The 15,392-nt window shown below is 75.5% G+C and carries 13 protein-coding genes; 4 read left to right on the forward strand and 9 right to left on the reverse strand.

All coding sequences use genetic code 11. The features are described from left to right. Positions 1-34 precede the first annotated feature (34 nt). Complete coding sequence (locus GKE82_RS17160; protein ID WP_309233672.1) at positions 35-763, forward strand: response regulator transcription factor; 729 nt, start codon at positions 35-37, stop codon at positions 761-763. Positions 764-769: 6 nt separating this feature from the next. Continuing rightward, complete coding sequence (locus GKE82_RS30905) at positions 770-2,134, forward strand: HAMP domain-containing sensor histidine kinase (RefSeq protein WP_154734133.1); 1,365 nt, start codon at positions 770-772, stop codon at positions 2,132-2,134. 16 nt (positions 2,135-2,150) lie between these two features. Here the strand turns inward: GKE82_RS30905 and GKE82_RS17170 are convergent, their stop codons facing one another. The 9 genes from GKE82_RS17170 to GKE82_RS30910 form a co-directional block, all read right to left on the reverse strand. Beyond that, the gene (locus GKE82_RS17170; RefSeq protein WP_154734134.1) at positions 2,151-2,423 is read right to left on the reverse strand and encodes a hypothetical protein; all 273 of its coding nucleotides are present in this window, start codon (positions 2,421-2,423) and stop codon (positions 2,151-2,153) included. Between the two features lie 79 nt (positions 2,424-2,502). After that, positions 2,503-3,312: an alpha/beta hydrolase gene (locus GKE82_RS17175; RefSeq protein WP_154734135.1), complete on the reverse strand. Its 810-nt coding sequence runs from the start codon at positions 3,310-3,312 to the stop codon at positions 2,503-2,505. Positions 3,313-3,343: 31 nt separating this feature from the next. Beyond that, positions 3,344-5,638 (reverse strand): glycerol-3-phosphate 1-O-acyltransferase, encoded by a 2,295-nt coding sequence (locus tag GKE82_RS17180; RefSeq protein ID WP_309233673.1) that lies wholly within the window; start codon positions 5,636-5,638, stop codon positions 3,344-3,346. Next, on the reverse strand, positions 5,635-7,029 hold the full coding sequence (locus GKE82_RS17185) for a wax ester/triacylglycerol synthase family O-acyltransferase (protein ID WP_154735230.1): 1,395 nt from the start codon (positions 7,027-7,029) through the stop codon (positions 5,635-5,637). Before GKE82_RS17185 ends, GKE82_RS17180 begins: the two co-directional genes overlap by 4 nt. Beyond that, the gene (locus tag GKE82_RS17190) at positions 7,029-8,039 is read right to left on the reverse strand and encodes an NAD(P)H-dependent glycerol-3-phosphate dehydrogenase (RefSeq protein WP_107568275.1); all 1,011 of its coding nucleotides are present in this window, start codon (positions 8,037-8,039) and stop codon (positions 7,029-7,031) included. The genes GKE82_RS17185 and GKE82_RS17190 overlap by 1 nt, the downstream gene beginning before the upstream one ends. Further along, entirely contained in the window at positions 8,036-8,698 is a 663-nt protein-coding gene (locus GKE82_RS28800) for a 1-acyl-sn-glycerol-3-phosphate acyltransferase (RefSeq protein WP_230316203.1), read from the reverse strand. Before GKE82_RS28800 ends, GKE82_RS17190 begins: the two co-directional genes overlap by 4 nt. Next, a complete protein-coding gene (locus GKE82_RS28805) occupies positions 8,695-9,504 on the reverse strand; it encodes an HAD family phosphatase (protein ID WP_230316204.1) in 810 nt (269 codons plus the stop codon). The genes GKE82_RS28800 and GKE82_RS28805 overlap by 4 nt, the downstream gene beginning before the upstream one ends. Further along, positions 9,488-11,767 (reverse strand): glycerol-3-phosphate 1-O-acyltransferase, encoded by a 2,280-nt coding sequence (locus GKE82_RS17200; RefSeq protein ID WP_154734136.1) that lies wholly within the window; start codon positions 11,765-11,767, stop codon positions 9,488-9,490. Before GKE82_RS17200 ends, GKE82_RS28805 begins: the two co-directional genes overlap by 17 nt. A gap of 97 nt (positions 11,768-11,864) precedes the next feature. Further along, the gene (locus GKE82_RS30910; protein WP_154734137.1) at positions 11,865-13,073 is read right to left on the reverse strand and encodes a CdaR family transcriptional regulator; all 1,209 of its coding nucleotides are present in this window, start codon (positions 13,071-13,073) and stop codon (positions 11,865-11,867) included. Positions 13,074-13,167: 94 nt separating this feature from the next. Between GKE82_RS30910 and GKE82_RS17210 the strand changes: the two genes are divergently transcribed. Together GKE82_RS17210 and GKE82_RS17215 are read left to right on the forward strand one after the other, a co-directional pair. Continuing rightward, positions 13,168-14,481 carry an NAD(P)-binding domain-containing protein gene (locus tag GKE82_RS17210; protein WP_309233676.1) on the forward strand — a complete coding sequence of 438 codons (1,314 nt, stop codon included), beginning with the start codon at positions 13,168-13,170 and terminating at the stop codon, positions 14,479-14,481. Next, positions 14,478-15,275, forward strand: coding sequence for an SDR family oxidoreductase (locus tag GKE82_RS17215; RefSeq protein WP_154734139.1), 798 nt, complete (start codon positions 14,478-14,480; stop codon positions 15,273-15,275). The genes GKE82_RS17210 and GKE82_RS17215 overlap by 4 nt, the downstream gene beginning before the upstream one ends. Positions 15,276-15,392 lie beyond the last annotated feature (117 nt).

Consider the following 15,392-nt stretch of genomic DNA (forward strand, 5'->3'; position numbering starts at 1 on the left):
GATCCATCGACGGCGGTTCGGCGTATGCACGGGTGTGACCACCGCGCCGCTCACCCGGGTGCTGCTCGTCGAGGACGACCGGTCGATCGCCGCCGGGCTCGTGAAGGGCCTGTCCCGGTACGGCTTCGAGGTCGAGGCCGTCGCGACGGGCGCCGCCGTCCCGGAGCACCCCGACCACGACATCGTCCTGCTGGACCTGGGCCTGCCGGACGTGGACGGGCTCGACGTCTGCCGCGCCCTGCGCACCCGGTCGGCGGTGCCGATCATCGTCATCACCGCCCGCGGGGACGAGACCGACCGCGTCGTCGGGCTGGAGCTCGGCGCCGACGACTACCTCGCCAAGCCGTTCGGCCTGCGCGAGCTCGTCGCGCGCATGCGCGCGGTGCTGCGCCGGGTCGCGGCCCCGTCGCAGCCGTCCGCGCCAGTCGCGGTCGCCGTCGGCGCCCCCGACGAGGCGGCCGCCGTCCCGGACCCGCAGGTGCTCGGGCGGATGACGATCGACCGTCGCGCGCGGCGCGTGCTCGTCGACGGCGACGAGGTCGCCCTGTCCCCGCGCGAGCACGACCTGCTCGTCGCGCTCGCGTCCGACCCGGGCGCGCTGATCACGCGCGAGACGCTCATGTCCGACGTCTGGGACCGCGAGTGGTTCGGCTCGACCCGCACGCTGAACGTCCACGTCGGCACGCTGCGCCGCAAGCTCGGCGACGCGGTCCGCATCGAGGCGGTCCGCGGGGTCGGGTACCGCCTGGCGCGCGGGGCCTGACCCACCGTGGTCCGCCGGCTCGTCACCTCGTACGTCGCGCTCGTCGCGCTGGCGCTGATCGCGTTCACCATCCCCGTCGCGATCACGCTCGTGCAGCAGCTCGGCGAGCAGCAGCAGGCGCGCGTCGAGCGCGACGCCCGCGGCCTCGCCGCGCTGGTCGGGGCGCCCGAGGTGAGCGTCCCCGCCGTCCGCCGGCTCGCCGCGGAGATCGAGGCGGAGTCCGGCGGGCGCGTGTCCGCGGTCGCTCGCGACGGCGCGCCGATCGGCGGGCTGCCGCGCCCCGGCGGGGCGAGCGCGCTGTCCGCCCTCGCGGGGGAGGAGGTCGTCGAGCGCGGCGACCGGCCGGAGCTCGGCGAGGACGGCATCGCGATCACCGTCCCGGCGCGCGACGACGCCGGCCGCGTCGTCGGCGTCGTGCGCGTGGTCGAGTCCGACGCCGAGCGCGAGGAGCAGCTCGCCTCGATCTGGACGCTGCGCGGGGCGATCGCCGCGGTCGTCATCCTGCTCGGCGGGATCGTCGGGGTCCGCCTCGCCCGCCGCCTGACCCGGCCGCTGCGCGACCTGCGCGAGGTCGCCGCCCGGGTCGGCGCCGGGGACTTCTCCGCCCGCGCGGGCGAGACCGGCCCGCCCGAGGTCGTCCAGCTGGCGACGACGCTGAACGACACGACCCGTCGCCTCGACGAGCTGCTCGGCCTCCAGCGCACGTTCGTGGCCGACGCCTCGCACCAGCTGCGCACGCCGCTCGCCGCGATCCGGCTGTGGGTCGACTCCGCCGCCGAGACGGTCGAGGACCTCGACACGCGCGAGGACCTCGACCGCGCGACCGAGGAGATCGACCGCATGGCCCGCCTGATCGACGCGATGCTGCTGCTCGCCCGGGCCGAGGACTCGCCCACCCGTGCGGTGCCGGTCGACCTCGACGCGCTCGTGCACGAGCGCCGGCCGGGCTGGGACGAGCGCGCGCAGTCCACGCACGCCCGCGTCGTCACCGAGCTGGCCCCGGGTCTCGTGGTCCGGGGCCGTGCGGCGAGCCTCGAGCAGGTGCTCGACAACCTCGTCGACAACGCGCTCGGGGTCGGGGCCGGCGAGGTCGTCGTCCGGGCGCGCGCGGAGGCCGGACGGGTGGTCGTGACCGTCGAGGACGACGGGCCCGGGCTGCGGCCCGCCGACCGGGAGCGGGCGTTCGACCGGTTCTGGCGCGGGCCGGGCGCCGACGAGCGTCCCGGGTCCGGCCTGGGGCTGGCGATCGTGCGGCGGCTCGTCGAGCAGGAGGGCGGCGAGGTGACGCTCGAGGCGTCGGCTACCGGCGGCCTGCTCGTGCGGCTGACGCTCCCGGCGGACCGGGCCGCGACGCCCGCGGGCGTGCGCTGAGGCGCGGCGCCCGGCGTCAGGCCGGGCGGTTCTCCCACTCGCGCCGCAGCCGCTCGAACTGGTCCCAGTCCGGGGTCAGCAGCGACGGGGCGACCCCGACCGCGCGCCACAGGCCGCGCGCCCAGCCCGCCAGGACGAGCAGCACCCCGGCGCCGAGCAGCAGGCCGCCGATCGGCGCGTCGTCGAGCAGCCGCACCGCGTACGAGAACGCGATGATCGCGCCCACGAGCGGGACGCCCGCGAGGACGAGCGTGAGGGCGGCGTGACGGATGCTGGCGGGGTTCCACATGGCGGGTCTTCAGAGGGTACGCCTCACCCCTGGCATCGGACGATCGGCGCGGGGCTTGAGCCCCGCGCCGTGACGCAGCTCACAGAACGCGGTCGACGAACGCCGTCACCGCGGCGATGACCTCGTCCTTGTTCGTCTCGTTGAGCACCTCGTGCATCGCGCCCTCGTAGGCGTGGTGCTCGCTGTCGGGCCCCTGCAGCCGCTCGACGACGGCCCGGGCGAGCGGGTAGGGCACGAGCTGGTCCTCGGTGCCGTGCACGTACAGCAGCGGCAGGTCCCCGAACCCCGGGCCCGCCTCGATCGCCTTCGCGCTCGCCAGGAACGCCTCGAGCGTCGGGCGCTGGAACGGGCCGTGGTAGACGAGCGTGTCGGCGGCGTACGCCTCCCCGACCGCCGGGTCGCGCGAGAGGACGGCGGGGTCCAGCGGCACGTCCGGGATCGGGTCGAGCTCGAGCAGCCCGAACATCGGGTTCTCCGCCCCGAGCGCGGGACCGGAGAGGATCAGGCCGCGCAGGCGCTCACCGTGCAGCTGCGCGTAGCGGGTCGCGATCAGCCCGCCCATCGAGTGCCCGAGCAGCACGAGCGGCAGGCCGGGGTTCGCGGCCACGGCGAGGTCGGCGACCGCGTCGAGGTCCGCGACCTGCACGGCGTCGAAGTCGGTCAGCAGCGCCCGGTCGCCCTCGCTGAGCCCGTGACCGTGATGGTCGGGGGCGTACACGTCGGCCCCGTGCGCCACGAGCGCCTGCGCGACGTGCTCGTAGCGGCCGGCGTGCTCGCCGTAGCCGTGCGACAGCAGCAGGACGTAGCGGGGGTTCTCGCACGGCCAGTGGTGCACGTGCAGCCGGCCCGCGCGGCCGGCGATCTCGAGGGTGGAGGAGGTCGTGCTCATGGGGATGGGTCTCCTGGGTCGGGGTCGGGGGTCAGGCCTGCGCGAGCGCGTCCTGCAGCAGCTCGTCGTCGATCTCGCCGACCCGCCGGACGCGGTCGAGGACCTCCTCGATCTCGGCGAGGAACGCCTCGCGGCCGCGGCGCAGCGCCTCGCGGCCGGGATCGACGAGGTCGCGGTTGGCGGCGAGGTCGAGCGCCGCGCCGTAGAGCTCGCGGGACACGGACTCGGGGCCGTGGACGAGCCCCTGCAGCTGCAGCTGGCGGCCGACGCGCACGCACTCCTGCAGGAAGGCGTCGCGCTGCACCGGCTCGCGCGGCTCGCGCTCGGCCAGCCGTCGCGCCACGACGAGCTGCGCGTCGAAGAACGACCGCAGCGCGCGGTGCGCGGTCAGCGTGCCGGTGCGGCGCAGCATCGCGCGCGCCACCTCGGTGTCGGCGACGTGGTCGCGCCAGTCGGGGTCGATGAGGTCGAGCTCGCGGTAGAGGTTGTCGCGGAACTGGTCCTTCTCCGGGAAGAAGAACTCGAACTTCAGGAGGTCGCGGATCGCCAGCGCGTCCTCGAACGCCGCCTGGATCGGGTCGCCGGCGGGCTGCTCGCGCGCCACCGCCAGCAGCGCCAGCTCGACGATCGCCCGGTGCACGAGGTGGTGCAGCGCCCCGTTGCGGTAGAAGGCCGCCTCGTGGTGGCGGTCGGGGTCGACCTTCCACACCGGCTCGAGCCCGTCGTCGTAGCAGCGGACGATCCCGGCCTCGGTCAGGGCGTCGAGCGTCGCGCGCAGCGCGGCGGGTCGCCGCAGCTCGTCGACGGTGCGCAGTGTGTCCGCGCGCTCGAGGTGGTCGAGCAGCGGCGCGAGCAGGGCCTGCAGCTCACGCAGCGTCAGCGCCCGGTCGCGCACGCCGAGCATCGCGAAGCCGACGAGCGACGTGGAGGTCACGGGCGTCGCCCGGTTGATCCCGTCCATGACCGCGAAGCCGACCTTGTGCAGGCGGGCGGCGCCGTCCCCGACCCCGTCCAGGGTCGCCTTCAGCGACACCGGCTCGCCGAAGCGCACGCGCGCCTTGCCCATGTTCGTGCGCTGCGCGCGGACGTAGTCGACCATCCAGCCCATGCCCTCGCGGCGCTTCTGCGCCCCGGTCTGCTCGGCGGCGGTCGCGCCGATCTCGTGCAGCTGGTCGTAGACGATCGAGGTCGGCACGAGCAGCACGTCCGGGGCGCGGCCCTCCTCGACGGCCGCGGTCAGGTAGTGCAGGAGCCCCAGCCGGGGCGGGCGCAGCTTCCCGGTCCGGGTGCGGCCGCCCTCCGGGTACCACTCGAGGTTGAAGCGCTTGGCGACGAGGTGCCCGAGGTACTCGCGGACCGCGAGCTTGTACACGCGGTCGCTGCCGAAGCTGCGGCGGATGAAGATCACGCCCGCGCGCTTGCCCAGCGCGCCGATGGGCCCGAAGGACATGTTGTCGCCGCCGAGCAGGTGGTTGCGCGGGAAGTCGTGGTCGTGCATCACCTGGTTGAGGACCAGGGGATCGACGTAGGAGCGGTGCGAGGGCAGGAAGACGAGCGCCGCACCGCGGTTGGCCTCGCGCAGGCGCTCGAGCGAGTCGACGTCGACGTCGACGGTCCAGGCGCGCGAGTGCATCGGGCTCAGCAGCACCCGGTAGAGCTGCTCGCCCAGACGGGACTGGACGGTCGCGAGCTCGGCGAGGCAGCCGGTCAGCTCCTCCATCACCGACTCCGGGCTGCGCTCGAGCTCGTGGGCCAGGGCCGTCACCCGCTCGCGCACGACCCCCGAGGCGGTGATCTGCTCGGCGACGAGCCGCGGGACCTTATAGCGGTCCCCGATGACCGCGCGCTCGGCCCGCTCGGCGGCGAGCGTCGCCTGCCGCGCGACGAACGCGGCGAGCTCGTCGTCGCTGCCGGCACGGCCCGCCTCCGCCCGGAAGCGGCGCTGCAGGTCCCGCAGGTGCGCGGGCTCGCCGGCGACGACGCGCGCCCGGTCCGGGTTGCGGCGGGCCGCGACGCCGTGCAGCCGCCGCAGCGGTCCGCCCGGGTCCGCGAGCAGCAGCAGCTCGCCGATCCGCGGGCGGGCGCCGGGCACGGGCTCCGGCGGCATCCAGGTGACGCGCGCGGGCACGAGCAGCGGGTCGCCCGCCTCGCGCAGCAGCCGCGGCAGCGTCGGGCTGGCCTGGTGCACGACCGGGGCGCCCGGGTGCGTCTCGCGCGCCCACGCGGCGACACGGTCGCGCTCGGCGTCGGTGCGGGCGTCGGTGAGGACGATCGCGCCCGGACGGCGGGCCGCGCCCGGCCGGTCGGGCAGGGCGACGACGGTCACGCGGCGACCGCCATGACCTCGTCGAACCCCTCCCGGAGGCTCTGCACGAACAGCTCCTCGTCGGTGATCGCCGCGGGGTCGAAGTTGATCCCGATGCAGCAGCCGTCCAGGTGCGACAGCAGCGTGATCATCGCCGCGCAGCCCGGGAGCGGCGCGAACGGGTACGCCTTGAGGATCTTCGCGCCCGCGAGGTAGCGCTCCTCGCGCAGCCCGGGCACGTTGGAGGCCTGCAGGTCGTTGGCCTTCGTCATGTTCCCGGCGAGCTGGGAGATCAGCGGGGACGGCAGCCGCGACAGCGCCGGGGCGACGACGCCGACCGCGGCGATCGCGCGCTCCTCCCGGGCGACGCGCATCATCCGCCCGATCTCCTGCATGCGGCGGACCGGGTCGGGCTCGTCGGCCGGGGCGGCCAGGCGGGCGGCGGCGAACGCGTTGCCGCCCGCCGGGTCGCCCTCGCGGCGCACGGAGATCGGGACCGCGATCGGGATCGCGCCGATCGCCATCCCGTAGCCCTCGTGGTAGCGGCGGTAGCCGCCCAGCAGCGCGGCGAGGAACGCGTCGTTCAACGACCCGCCGACCGCCTTGGCCGCGGCCCGCAGCGGCGCGAACGGCACGTCGAGCGTCGCGAACCGCCACGACAGGCTGCGCTCGGCCAGCAGCGGGGAGCCCGACGCGTCCGGGTCGGCGAGGACGCGCTGCAGGGAGGACGCGTACGCGGCGGCGTCGCGCGCCGCCCGGTCGGGACGCCGCAGCGCGCCGAGCCGGCCGAGGCCGCCGGCGACCGCGCGCGGGACCGCGGTGGCGTCCTTCACGAGCTGCCGGGCGAGCACGTCGGTGGACGTCGTGCGCTCGGGCGGCAGCGGCGCGGGCTGCGGCTTGGCGGCGTTGTGCTCGCGCGTGGTCGAGTGCAGCATCCCGAGCAGCTGCACGCCGCCCATGCCGTCGGTGGTCGAGTGGTGCAGCTTCAGCAGGAACGCGCACTGCCCGTCGGGCAGGCCCTCGATCAGCACCGCCTCCCAGGGGGACCGCGCCTTGTCGAACGGCGTCATGGCGATCTGCTCGGCGACGCGCAACGCGTCCTCCCAGGTGCCGTCCCCGGCCAGCCGCACGCGCCGCACGTGGTAGTGCAGGTCGAAGTCGCGGTCGACCACCCAGGCGGGCATGCCGAGCCCGAGCGCGGGCTCCACGACGCGCTGGCGGAACCGCGGGACGAGCCGGGTCGCCCAGTCGCACGCGGCGACGAAGCGGTCCCAGTCCGGGGTCGTGTCGAGCAGCTCCAGCGACACGATCGTGGAGCGCAGCCGCGGGTCGCCCTCGGCGCGCCACATCAGCGCCTCGAGCGCGTTCATCTCCCGGGCCTGGCCCCAGGTCTGGTCGTCGGTGCTCACCATCACGCCACCTCGTGGTACTCGTGCTCGGCCGCGGCGCGCCGCAGGCCCCGGTAGGCCTCGCGCGGGTGGCGGCCGTCGTTGACGACGGCGTCGACCTCCTCCGCGATCGGCATGCGCACGTCGTGCTCGCGGGCCAGCTCGACCACCGTGCGCGCGGTCTTCACCCCTTCGGCGACCTGGCCCATCTCCGCCGTGATCTCCTCGAGCGTCTTGTCACGGGCCAGCGCCTCGCCGACGCGCCGGTTGCGCGACAGCGGGCTCATGCAGGTCGCCATCAGGTCGCCGAGCCCGGTGAGGCCGGCGAACGTCCGCTCCTGCGCGCCCATCGCGACACCGAGCCGGGTGATCTCGCTGAGGCCCCGCGTGAGGACCATCGCCCGCGTGTTGTCGCCGACGCCGAGGCCCTCGGCCATCCCGGCGGCGATCGCGATGATGTTCTTCAGCACGCCGCCGAGCTCGCTGCCGAGCAGGTCCTCGTTGCGGTACACGCGGAACAGGTGGGCCGCGAACAGCGGCTGCAGCGCGCACGCGGTCGCCGCGTCGGGGAGCGCGACGACGGCCGCGGCGGCCTTGCCGTCGAGGACCTCACGGGCGAGGTTCGGGCCCGCGAGCAGCCCGACCGGGTGGCCCGGGAGCGTCTCGCCGATGATCTGCGTCGGGCGCAGCCGCGTCCCGGCCTCCAGGCCCTTGGCGAGCGACAGCACCGGCACCCACGGGCGGACGTGTGGGGCCGCCTCGGCGAGCACGTCGCGGATGCTGTGCGACGGGGTGCCGACGACGAGCACGTCGGCGTGCTCGGCGGCCTCGCGCAGGTCGCTCGTCGCGCGCAGCGACGGGGTCAGCGCCCGGTCCTCGAGGTAGCGGGAGTTCGTGTGCTGCTCGTTGATCTCGCGGGCCGTGTCGGCGCTGCGCGCCCACAGCAGCGTCGGCGTGTTGCCCGCCGCCAGCGACGCGACGGTCGTGCCCCACGAGCCGCCGCCCAGGACGGTCACCTGCACCGGCCGGCTCATCGGTCCAGCTCCAGCAGGCCGTTGCGCGGCCAGTCCTCGAGCGTCTCGACGAACATGCCGCGCACCTCCTCGACGTGGTCGTCGATCGTCTCGACCGCCCAGGCGGACGTGTCGACCGGGGGCAGGACCACGATCTCCACGGTGCCGGGGCGCAGCATCTGCGCGCCGCGCCACATCACCTCGCCGGCGTTGCGGATGACGATCGGCACCATCGGCACCTCGGCCTGCATGGCGATGTGGAACGGGCCCTTCTTGAAGCGGCCCAGCCGCGGGGTCGCCGAGCGCGTCCCCTCGGGCGCGATGACGAGCGAGACGCCCTCCTCGCGGACCTTGTCGACCGCCGGCTGCATCGCGGCCTTCGCCTGCTCGGTGTTGCCGCGCTCGACGAACGCGACGCCGGCGAGCTGGAACAGCTGCCCGAAGCCCGGGACGTTCTTCGCCTCCTTCTTCGCGACGCCGGTGAAGCCGCCGCGCAGGAGCTTCATCACGAGGATCGGGTCGAGCTTGCTCTGGTGGTTGAAGACGAACACGCACGGCCGCGCGCTCCACAGGTGCTCGTGGCCGCGCACGACGTCGACGTCGATCCCGGCGATCGACAGGCCCAGGTCGGACCCGACCCCGCCGGTGATGTCGAGCAGCGTGTCGCGCTTGCGGTTCAAGGCCGCGAGGCCGAGGCCGGCGCCGAACGCGGTCGCGAACGCGCCGTAGAACCCGGCGGTGCGGACGAGCTCGCCGACGCTCGGCAGCGTGCCGCCCCGCGGGACGCAGTCGAGGATCGGCCAGCCCTCGAGCTCCGCATGCGCGCGCAGCACCTTGTGGGGGAGACGGCGACCGGGTTCCCGCAGGTCTCCAGGAACTCGATGTCCTCGCCGCCGTTGGAGTACGCGAACGACGCGTCGAGGTCGAGGTCCTCCTGCGCGGCGAGCTCGCGGACCGCGCGCGCCTTGCCGTCCGCCCACAGCGGCGGCCCGGAGGTGCGGCCGGTGATGATCCCGTCGACGACCTCGACCGGCGTGCAGAGCACGTGGTCGACGTCGAGCTCGCGGGCCATCGGGTCGACCTGGAAGCGCGTGGCGCTCGACGCGAGCGCGAGCGTGTGGCCCTTGGCCTTGTGGGCGCGGACGATCTCCCAGACCTCCGTGTGCAGCCGGCCGGCGATCTCGTGCTTGAACAGGCGGTCGCCGAGCGCCTCGATCTCCGGCAGCGGCCGGCCCTTCCAGGCGCCGAGCGACAGCTCCAGGAACGCGGCGAACTCCTCCGCGGACTCGATCCCCTGCGCGCTCATCAGCGCGGTCCGCGCGAGCTCGATCGGGCCGAGGTCGCCGGTGAGGATGCGGTGCTTGTAGAACGTCTGGGCGCTGTAGCCGGTGATGACGGTGCCGTCGTAGTCGAAGAACGCACCGACCTGCGGCCCGTCGGGCGCCGCGGCGATCGCGGCCAGGCGGCGCTCAAGCGGCGTCGTCATCGAGCACCCCCTCCAGCAGGGCGGAGTCGAGCTGGCCGATCCGGGCGAGCCGGTCGACGACGTCGCGGACCTCGTCGCGCCACGCCTCGCGGGCGACGCGGACCTCGTCGCGGCCCGGGTCGACGAGGTCGCGGTTGGCGGCGAGCTGCAACGCGGAGGCGAACAGCTCCTGGGAGACGGACTCGGCACCGTGCAGGCGACCCTGCAGCAGCATCTGGCGTCCGACGCCCAGGCAGGTGTCCAGGAACGCGGCGCGGTCGAAGCCCTCGCGCGGGTCGCGCGCGGCGAGCTGCTCGGCGACGACGAGCTGCGCGTCGACGAACGAGCGCAGCGCCCGGTCGGCGACGAGCGTGCGGCGACCGGCGAGCAGCCGGGCGGCCGGGACCCGCTCCCAGTCCGGGTCCATGTGGGCCATCTCGGCGCGCAGCTCCTGCAGAAACCGCTCCTTCGGCCCGAAGAAGAACTCGAACTTCAGGAGGTCGCGGAGCGCGAGCGCGTCCTGCGTGGCGGCCGCGATCGGGTCCTGCGGCGGCGGGTCGGCGCTGGCGGCGCGCAGCAGCGCGAGCTCCGCGATCGCCCGGACGACGAAGTGGTGCAGCGCCCCGTTGCGGTAGAAGGCCGCGACGTGGTGGTGGCCGGGGGCGATCTGCCACACGGGTTCGGTGCCGCCGTCGAAGCACTGGGCGACCCCGGCCTCGCAGAGCGCGTCGAGCACGCGGCGGACCGCGGCGGGCCGGCGCAGCTCCCCGACCTGGCCGGGGATCTCGCGGGCCTCGACGTGCTCGAGCAGCGGCGTGATGACGCGCCGGACCTGCTCGAGCGTCAGCGCCCGGTCGCGGACGCCGAGCAGCGCGAGCGTCACGAACGACGTCGACGCCAGCGGCGTGGTGCGGTTGATCCCGTCGCAGATCCGGAACGCGACCTTCTCGAGGCGGGCGCGGCCCTCGCCGGCCTCCGCGAGCGCGTCGCGCAGCGAGAACGGCTCGCCGAAGCGCACCTGCGCCCGCCCGACGTTCGTGCGCTGGGCGCGGATGTAGTTCGCCAGCCAGCCCAGGCCCTCGCCCTTCTTCGTCGCGCCGCCCTGCTCGGCGGCCATCGCCCCGACCTCCTGGAGCTGGTCGTAGACCATCGAGGTCGGCACGAGGATGACGTCCTCGACGCGCTCGTCCTGCAGCGTCTGCGCGAGGTAGTGCAGGAGCCCGTACTTCGGGGGGCGCAGCTTGCCGGTGCGCGTGCGGCCGCCCTCGAGGTACCACTCGACGTTGAAGCGCTTGGCGGCGAGGTGCGCGAGGTACTCGCGGACGGCGAGCTTGTAGACGGGGTCGTCGCCGAACGTGCGCCGGATGAAGATCAGGCCGGCGCGCTTGCCCAGCGGACCGATCGGCCAGAACGACAGGTTCGCGCCGCCGAGGACGTGGTTGCGCGGGAAGTCGTGGTCGTGGAGGACCTGGGCGAGGACCAGCGGGTCCGCGTAGGAGCGGTGGCTGGGGAGGAACACGAGCGCGTGGCGGCGGTTGAGCTCGCGCAGCCGCTCGAGGCTCTGCACGTCGACGTCGACGTCCCACGCGTTGGCGTGCAGCGGCCGCATCACGAGCCGCCACGCGTCGATCGCCAGGCGGCTCTGGACGGCGGCGACCTCCTGGAGGCAGTCGGTCGCCTCGGCGAGCACCTCCTCGTAGGGACGGTCGAGCCTCGTGGCGAGCTCGGCGACCTTCTCGCGGAACACCTTCGACGCGGTGATCTGCTCGGCGACGAGCCGCGGGACCTTGTAGCGGTCCCCGATGATCGCGCGCTCGGCCCGCTCGCAGGCGAGGTGTCCCTGCCGGGCGACGAACGCCCCGAGCGCCTCGCCGCCGCCCCCGGGCCGGCCGGCCTCCGCGCGGAAGCGGCGGCGCAGGTCCATCGCGTGCGCGGGCTCGCCGGCGGTCACGGTGACGCGGTCGGGCTCGCGCCGCGCGATCCGCGCCTGCAGCCGCGACCAGGGACGGTGCGGGTTGGTCAGGGCGAGCAGGTCGGCGGGCCGGACGCTGCGGTCGCCGTCGCGCTCGCGCGGCAGCCAGGTGACCCGCACGGGCAGGACCAGCGGGTCGTCCCCGCGCTCCAGCCGGCGGCCGAGCCCGGGGTCGTCGTGGTCGAGCTGCTCGGCCCCGGGATGGTGCTCGCCCGCCCAGGTGGCGATGAGCTCCCGCTCCGTCGGGGTCCGCGCGTCCACCAGCAGGACGACGGGATCGGTGATCGATCGACGCTCGGTGACGGTGGCCATGCACGGAGCCTCCCCGACGCGCCGGGGTGCAGGCATCGTCCGCGGGCGACGAACCCACCGGGTGACGGGCTGTGCGCGGCGCACAACCCGCGCAGGCTCAGTCGCCGCGGCGGCGCTCGAACAGCAGGCTCGCGACGTGCAGGGCGATGACGTCGTCGAGGCTGCGCAGGTCCAGGCCGGTGCGCTCGCTGATGCGCCCGAGCCGGTAGCGGGCCGTGTTGACGTGCACGTGCAGGCGGCGCGCGGCGACCTTGACGTTCAGGTCGCTCGCGACGTAGCTGGCGAACGTGTGCAGCAGCTGGCCGCCGTCGGCGGCGTCCTCCTCGAGGAAGCGGCGCAGCGGCTCGGGGACGAGCGTCCACGTCGTGTCCCCGGCGCGCAGCGCCATCCAGTCCAGCGGGGCGAGCGTGGGGAGGGCGAGGACGCCGCCGCCGGTCGGCACGCGGGCCCGGGCGCGGCGGGCGTCGGCGATCGCGTCGCGTGCCCCGTCGGGCAGCGCGTGCCGGGCGCTGACGCCGAGCGCGAGCCGCACGGGCCCGTCGGCGAGTCGCCGCCAGGCGCGCTCGAGCGCGGCGACGACGTCGTCGAGCTCCTCGGCGACGACGGGACGGACGATCACGATCTCGTCGTCGACGAGGCCGGCGAGCGGCAGCATCACGGGCTTGCCCGCGCGCGCGAGCGCGCCGACCGCGCTGGTCAGGGTGCGCCCGGCGGTCGCGGTCGTCACCGCGCGGGCGCTGACCGCGACGACCGACGCGCCGGGCACGAGGCCGAGGTCGCGCGCGAGGTCGCCGAGCCCGTGCAGCTCGGGGTCGCCGCCCTCCAGCAGCGTGTCGAGCAGCGCCCGGCGCCGTTCGGTGCCGCCGCTGCGCGTGACCTCGCGGGCCTCGACCCAGGCCTGAGCGGCGAGCGCGCCCGCGACGTCCATGAGCTCCAGCAGCCGCGCCCCGACGAGGACGACGGCGGCCGGGTCCCCGGTCTCCCCGGCGATCGCGGCGACGCGCTCGTAGATCGTGCGCTGCGCGATCCGCAGGCCGCGCGTCGTCTGCTCGATCCAGTCGCCGCGTGCGGCGCGCGCCTCGATCGCCGGGCGCAGCACGGCGACGTCCTCGACGTCCAGCGGCCGGTCGTGGTCCAGGGCGTCGGCGAGCGTGTCGACGAGCGCCCCGACCTCCTCGCCCAGCCGCGCGACGGCGTCGTCGTCGAGCTCGGCGAACGCGGGGACCTCGACGCGCCGCTCGAGCAGCACCGCGACGAGGTCGTCGCGCTCGGCGCGGAGCGCGCGGGCGATGCGACTGGTGGGCACGTCGGGCCGGTCGGTGCGGGTGCTCGGGGCGATCGGGCGAGCGTACCGCCGCGACGCGGCTCGCAGGGAGGGTCCCGCGGATAGGCTCTGCGCCGTGGAGCGGATCGGGGTGATCGGAGCGGGTCCCGCCGGGCTCGCGGCGGTGCGGGAGCTGACCGCGGCGGGGCTCGACGCGGTCGCGTTCGAGCGCGGCGCGCGGGTCGGCGGGGTGTGGACGCTGGAGGACCGGCCGACGGCCGCGTACCGCTCGCTGCACCTGATCACCTCGCGCGAGCGCACGGAGTTCGCCGCCTTCCCGCTGCCGCCCGGGACCGCCGACTACCCGTCCCGGGACGCGGTGGGCCGCTACCTGGAGTCCTACGTCGAGCACTTCGGGCTCGCCGACCGGCTGCGGCCGGGCAGCGGCGTCGCCCGGGCCGAGCGCGACCCGGCGGGCGGCTGGACGCTCACGCTCGACGACGGCGGCACCGAGGAGGTCGACCGCCTGGTCGTCGCCAACGGGCACAACGCGGTGCCGAAGTGGCCGGAGCCCGCCTACCCGGGGGCGGACGCGTTCGCGGGCGAGCAGCTGCACGCCGTCGACTACGACGACGCGCGCGCGTTCGAGGGCCGGCGCGTCCTCGTCGTCGGCATGGGCAACAGCGCGATGGACATCGCCTCGGACCTGTCGCTCGTCGCCGACCACGTCGTCCTGTCGGTGCGGCACGGCAGCTGGGTCGTCCCCAAGCGCCTGCTCGGCAAGCCGGCCGACCAGGTGACGAGCCCGTGGGCGGCGGTGCACGTGCCGCTCGCGCTGCGCCAGGCGGTCTCGCAGACGCTGCTGCGGCTCGTCAGCGGCCCGCCGGAGCGCTACGGGCTGCCGAAGCCGCAGCGTGGCCTGTTCGAGGACCACCCGACGATCTCCGACACGATCCTCAGCCGGATCAGCCACGGGCGGATCACGCCGCGGGGCGCGATCTCGCGGCTGGAGGCCGACGGGGTCGTGTTCGCGGACGGGGTGCGCGAGCAGCTCGACGCGATCGTCTGGTGCACGGGCTACCGGGTCGACATGCCGTTCCTGGACCCGGCGCTGCTGGGTCCCGAGCCGACCGAGCTGCCGCTGTACAAGCGGGTCTTCCACCTCGACGTGCCCGACCTGCACTTCGTCGGCTACATGCAGTCGACGGGGTCCGCGTTCCCGATCGTCGAGCGGCAGTCCGCGCTGCTGGCCGCCGCGCTGACCGGCCGCTGGGCGCCCCCGTCCCGCGCGGAGATGGCCGCGGACTGCGCGCGTCGCCGCGCCGACGCGGTCCGGCGCTGGGGCGATCGCGGACGGCCCGCGATGCGCGTGGACTTCGACCGCTACATGCACGAGCTGGCCGCGGAGCTCGAGGCGGGCGCCGCCCGGGTCGCGACGGTGGCGGCATGAGGCGCGCGATCATCACCGGTGCTGGCGGCGCGTTCGGCACGGCGCTGACCGCGCAGCTGCGCGAGCGCGGCTGGCGGACGGTCGGCCTGGACCTGCGCGGCGACGGCGACGACGTCCTCGCCTGCGACGTGACCGACGAGGCGGCGGTGCCGGCCGCGGTCGCGGCGGCGGTGGAGCGCCTGGGCGGCGGGGTCGACGTGCTCGTCAACAACGCGGGGATCGGCGGGCCGGCCAGCGCGGGCGCGCCGCCCGGCGAGGTCGTGCGGCGGATGCTCGACGTGAACCTCCTCGGCGCCTGGACGGTGACCGCCGCGACGATCGACCACCTCGTCGCCTCCCGCGGCCGGGTCGTGCTGCTGGGCTCGCGGATGTCGTTCCTCGGCCTGCCGCTCGGCGCCGCCTACGGGGTCTCCAAGCGGGCGCTCGGCGCGTACGCGGACGCGCTGCGGGCCGAGTACGGCACGCACGTCGGGGTGACGTGCGTGCACCCGGCGTTCGTGAAGACGCCGATCCACGACCGCACGCGTGAGGCGGGCCTGCAGCTGGAGGGCTTCTCCACCGAGGAGCCGATCGCGCAGGTCATCGCCACCCTCGTCCGCGCGTGCGAGGCGCCGCGGGCGCGCCGCGACCTGGCAGTGACGCGCGGCGGCGCCCTGCAGATCGCCGCCGCCCGGCACCTGCCCGCCGTGGTCGACCGCGTCGTCGCGCGCACCCTGCGCGGCCGCATCGCCGACGGCGCCCTGGACGCCGCCGAGATCGCCCGCGGCCTGCGCGAGCGCCACGGGCGCCCCTGACCCCGGGCGGCGGTGGGCGCCGCGGGGCGTGCGGCTGGGGCGTGGCCTGGTCGGCGGGTGGGTGACCGCCGTGCGAACTCCGCGCGTGGTGGGGGAGACGTACGGCGGTCGCGCGGC

Origin of the sequence: Conexibacter sp. W3-3-2, from assembly GCF_009707605.1 — a bacterium.
Classification (GTDB): Bacteria; Actinomycetota; Thermoleophilia; order Solirubrobacterales; family Solirubrobacteraceae; genus Paraconexibacter; species Paraconexibacter algicola.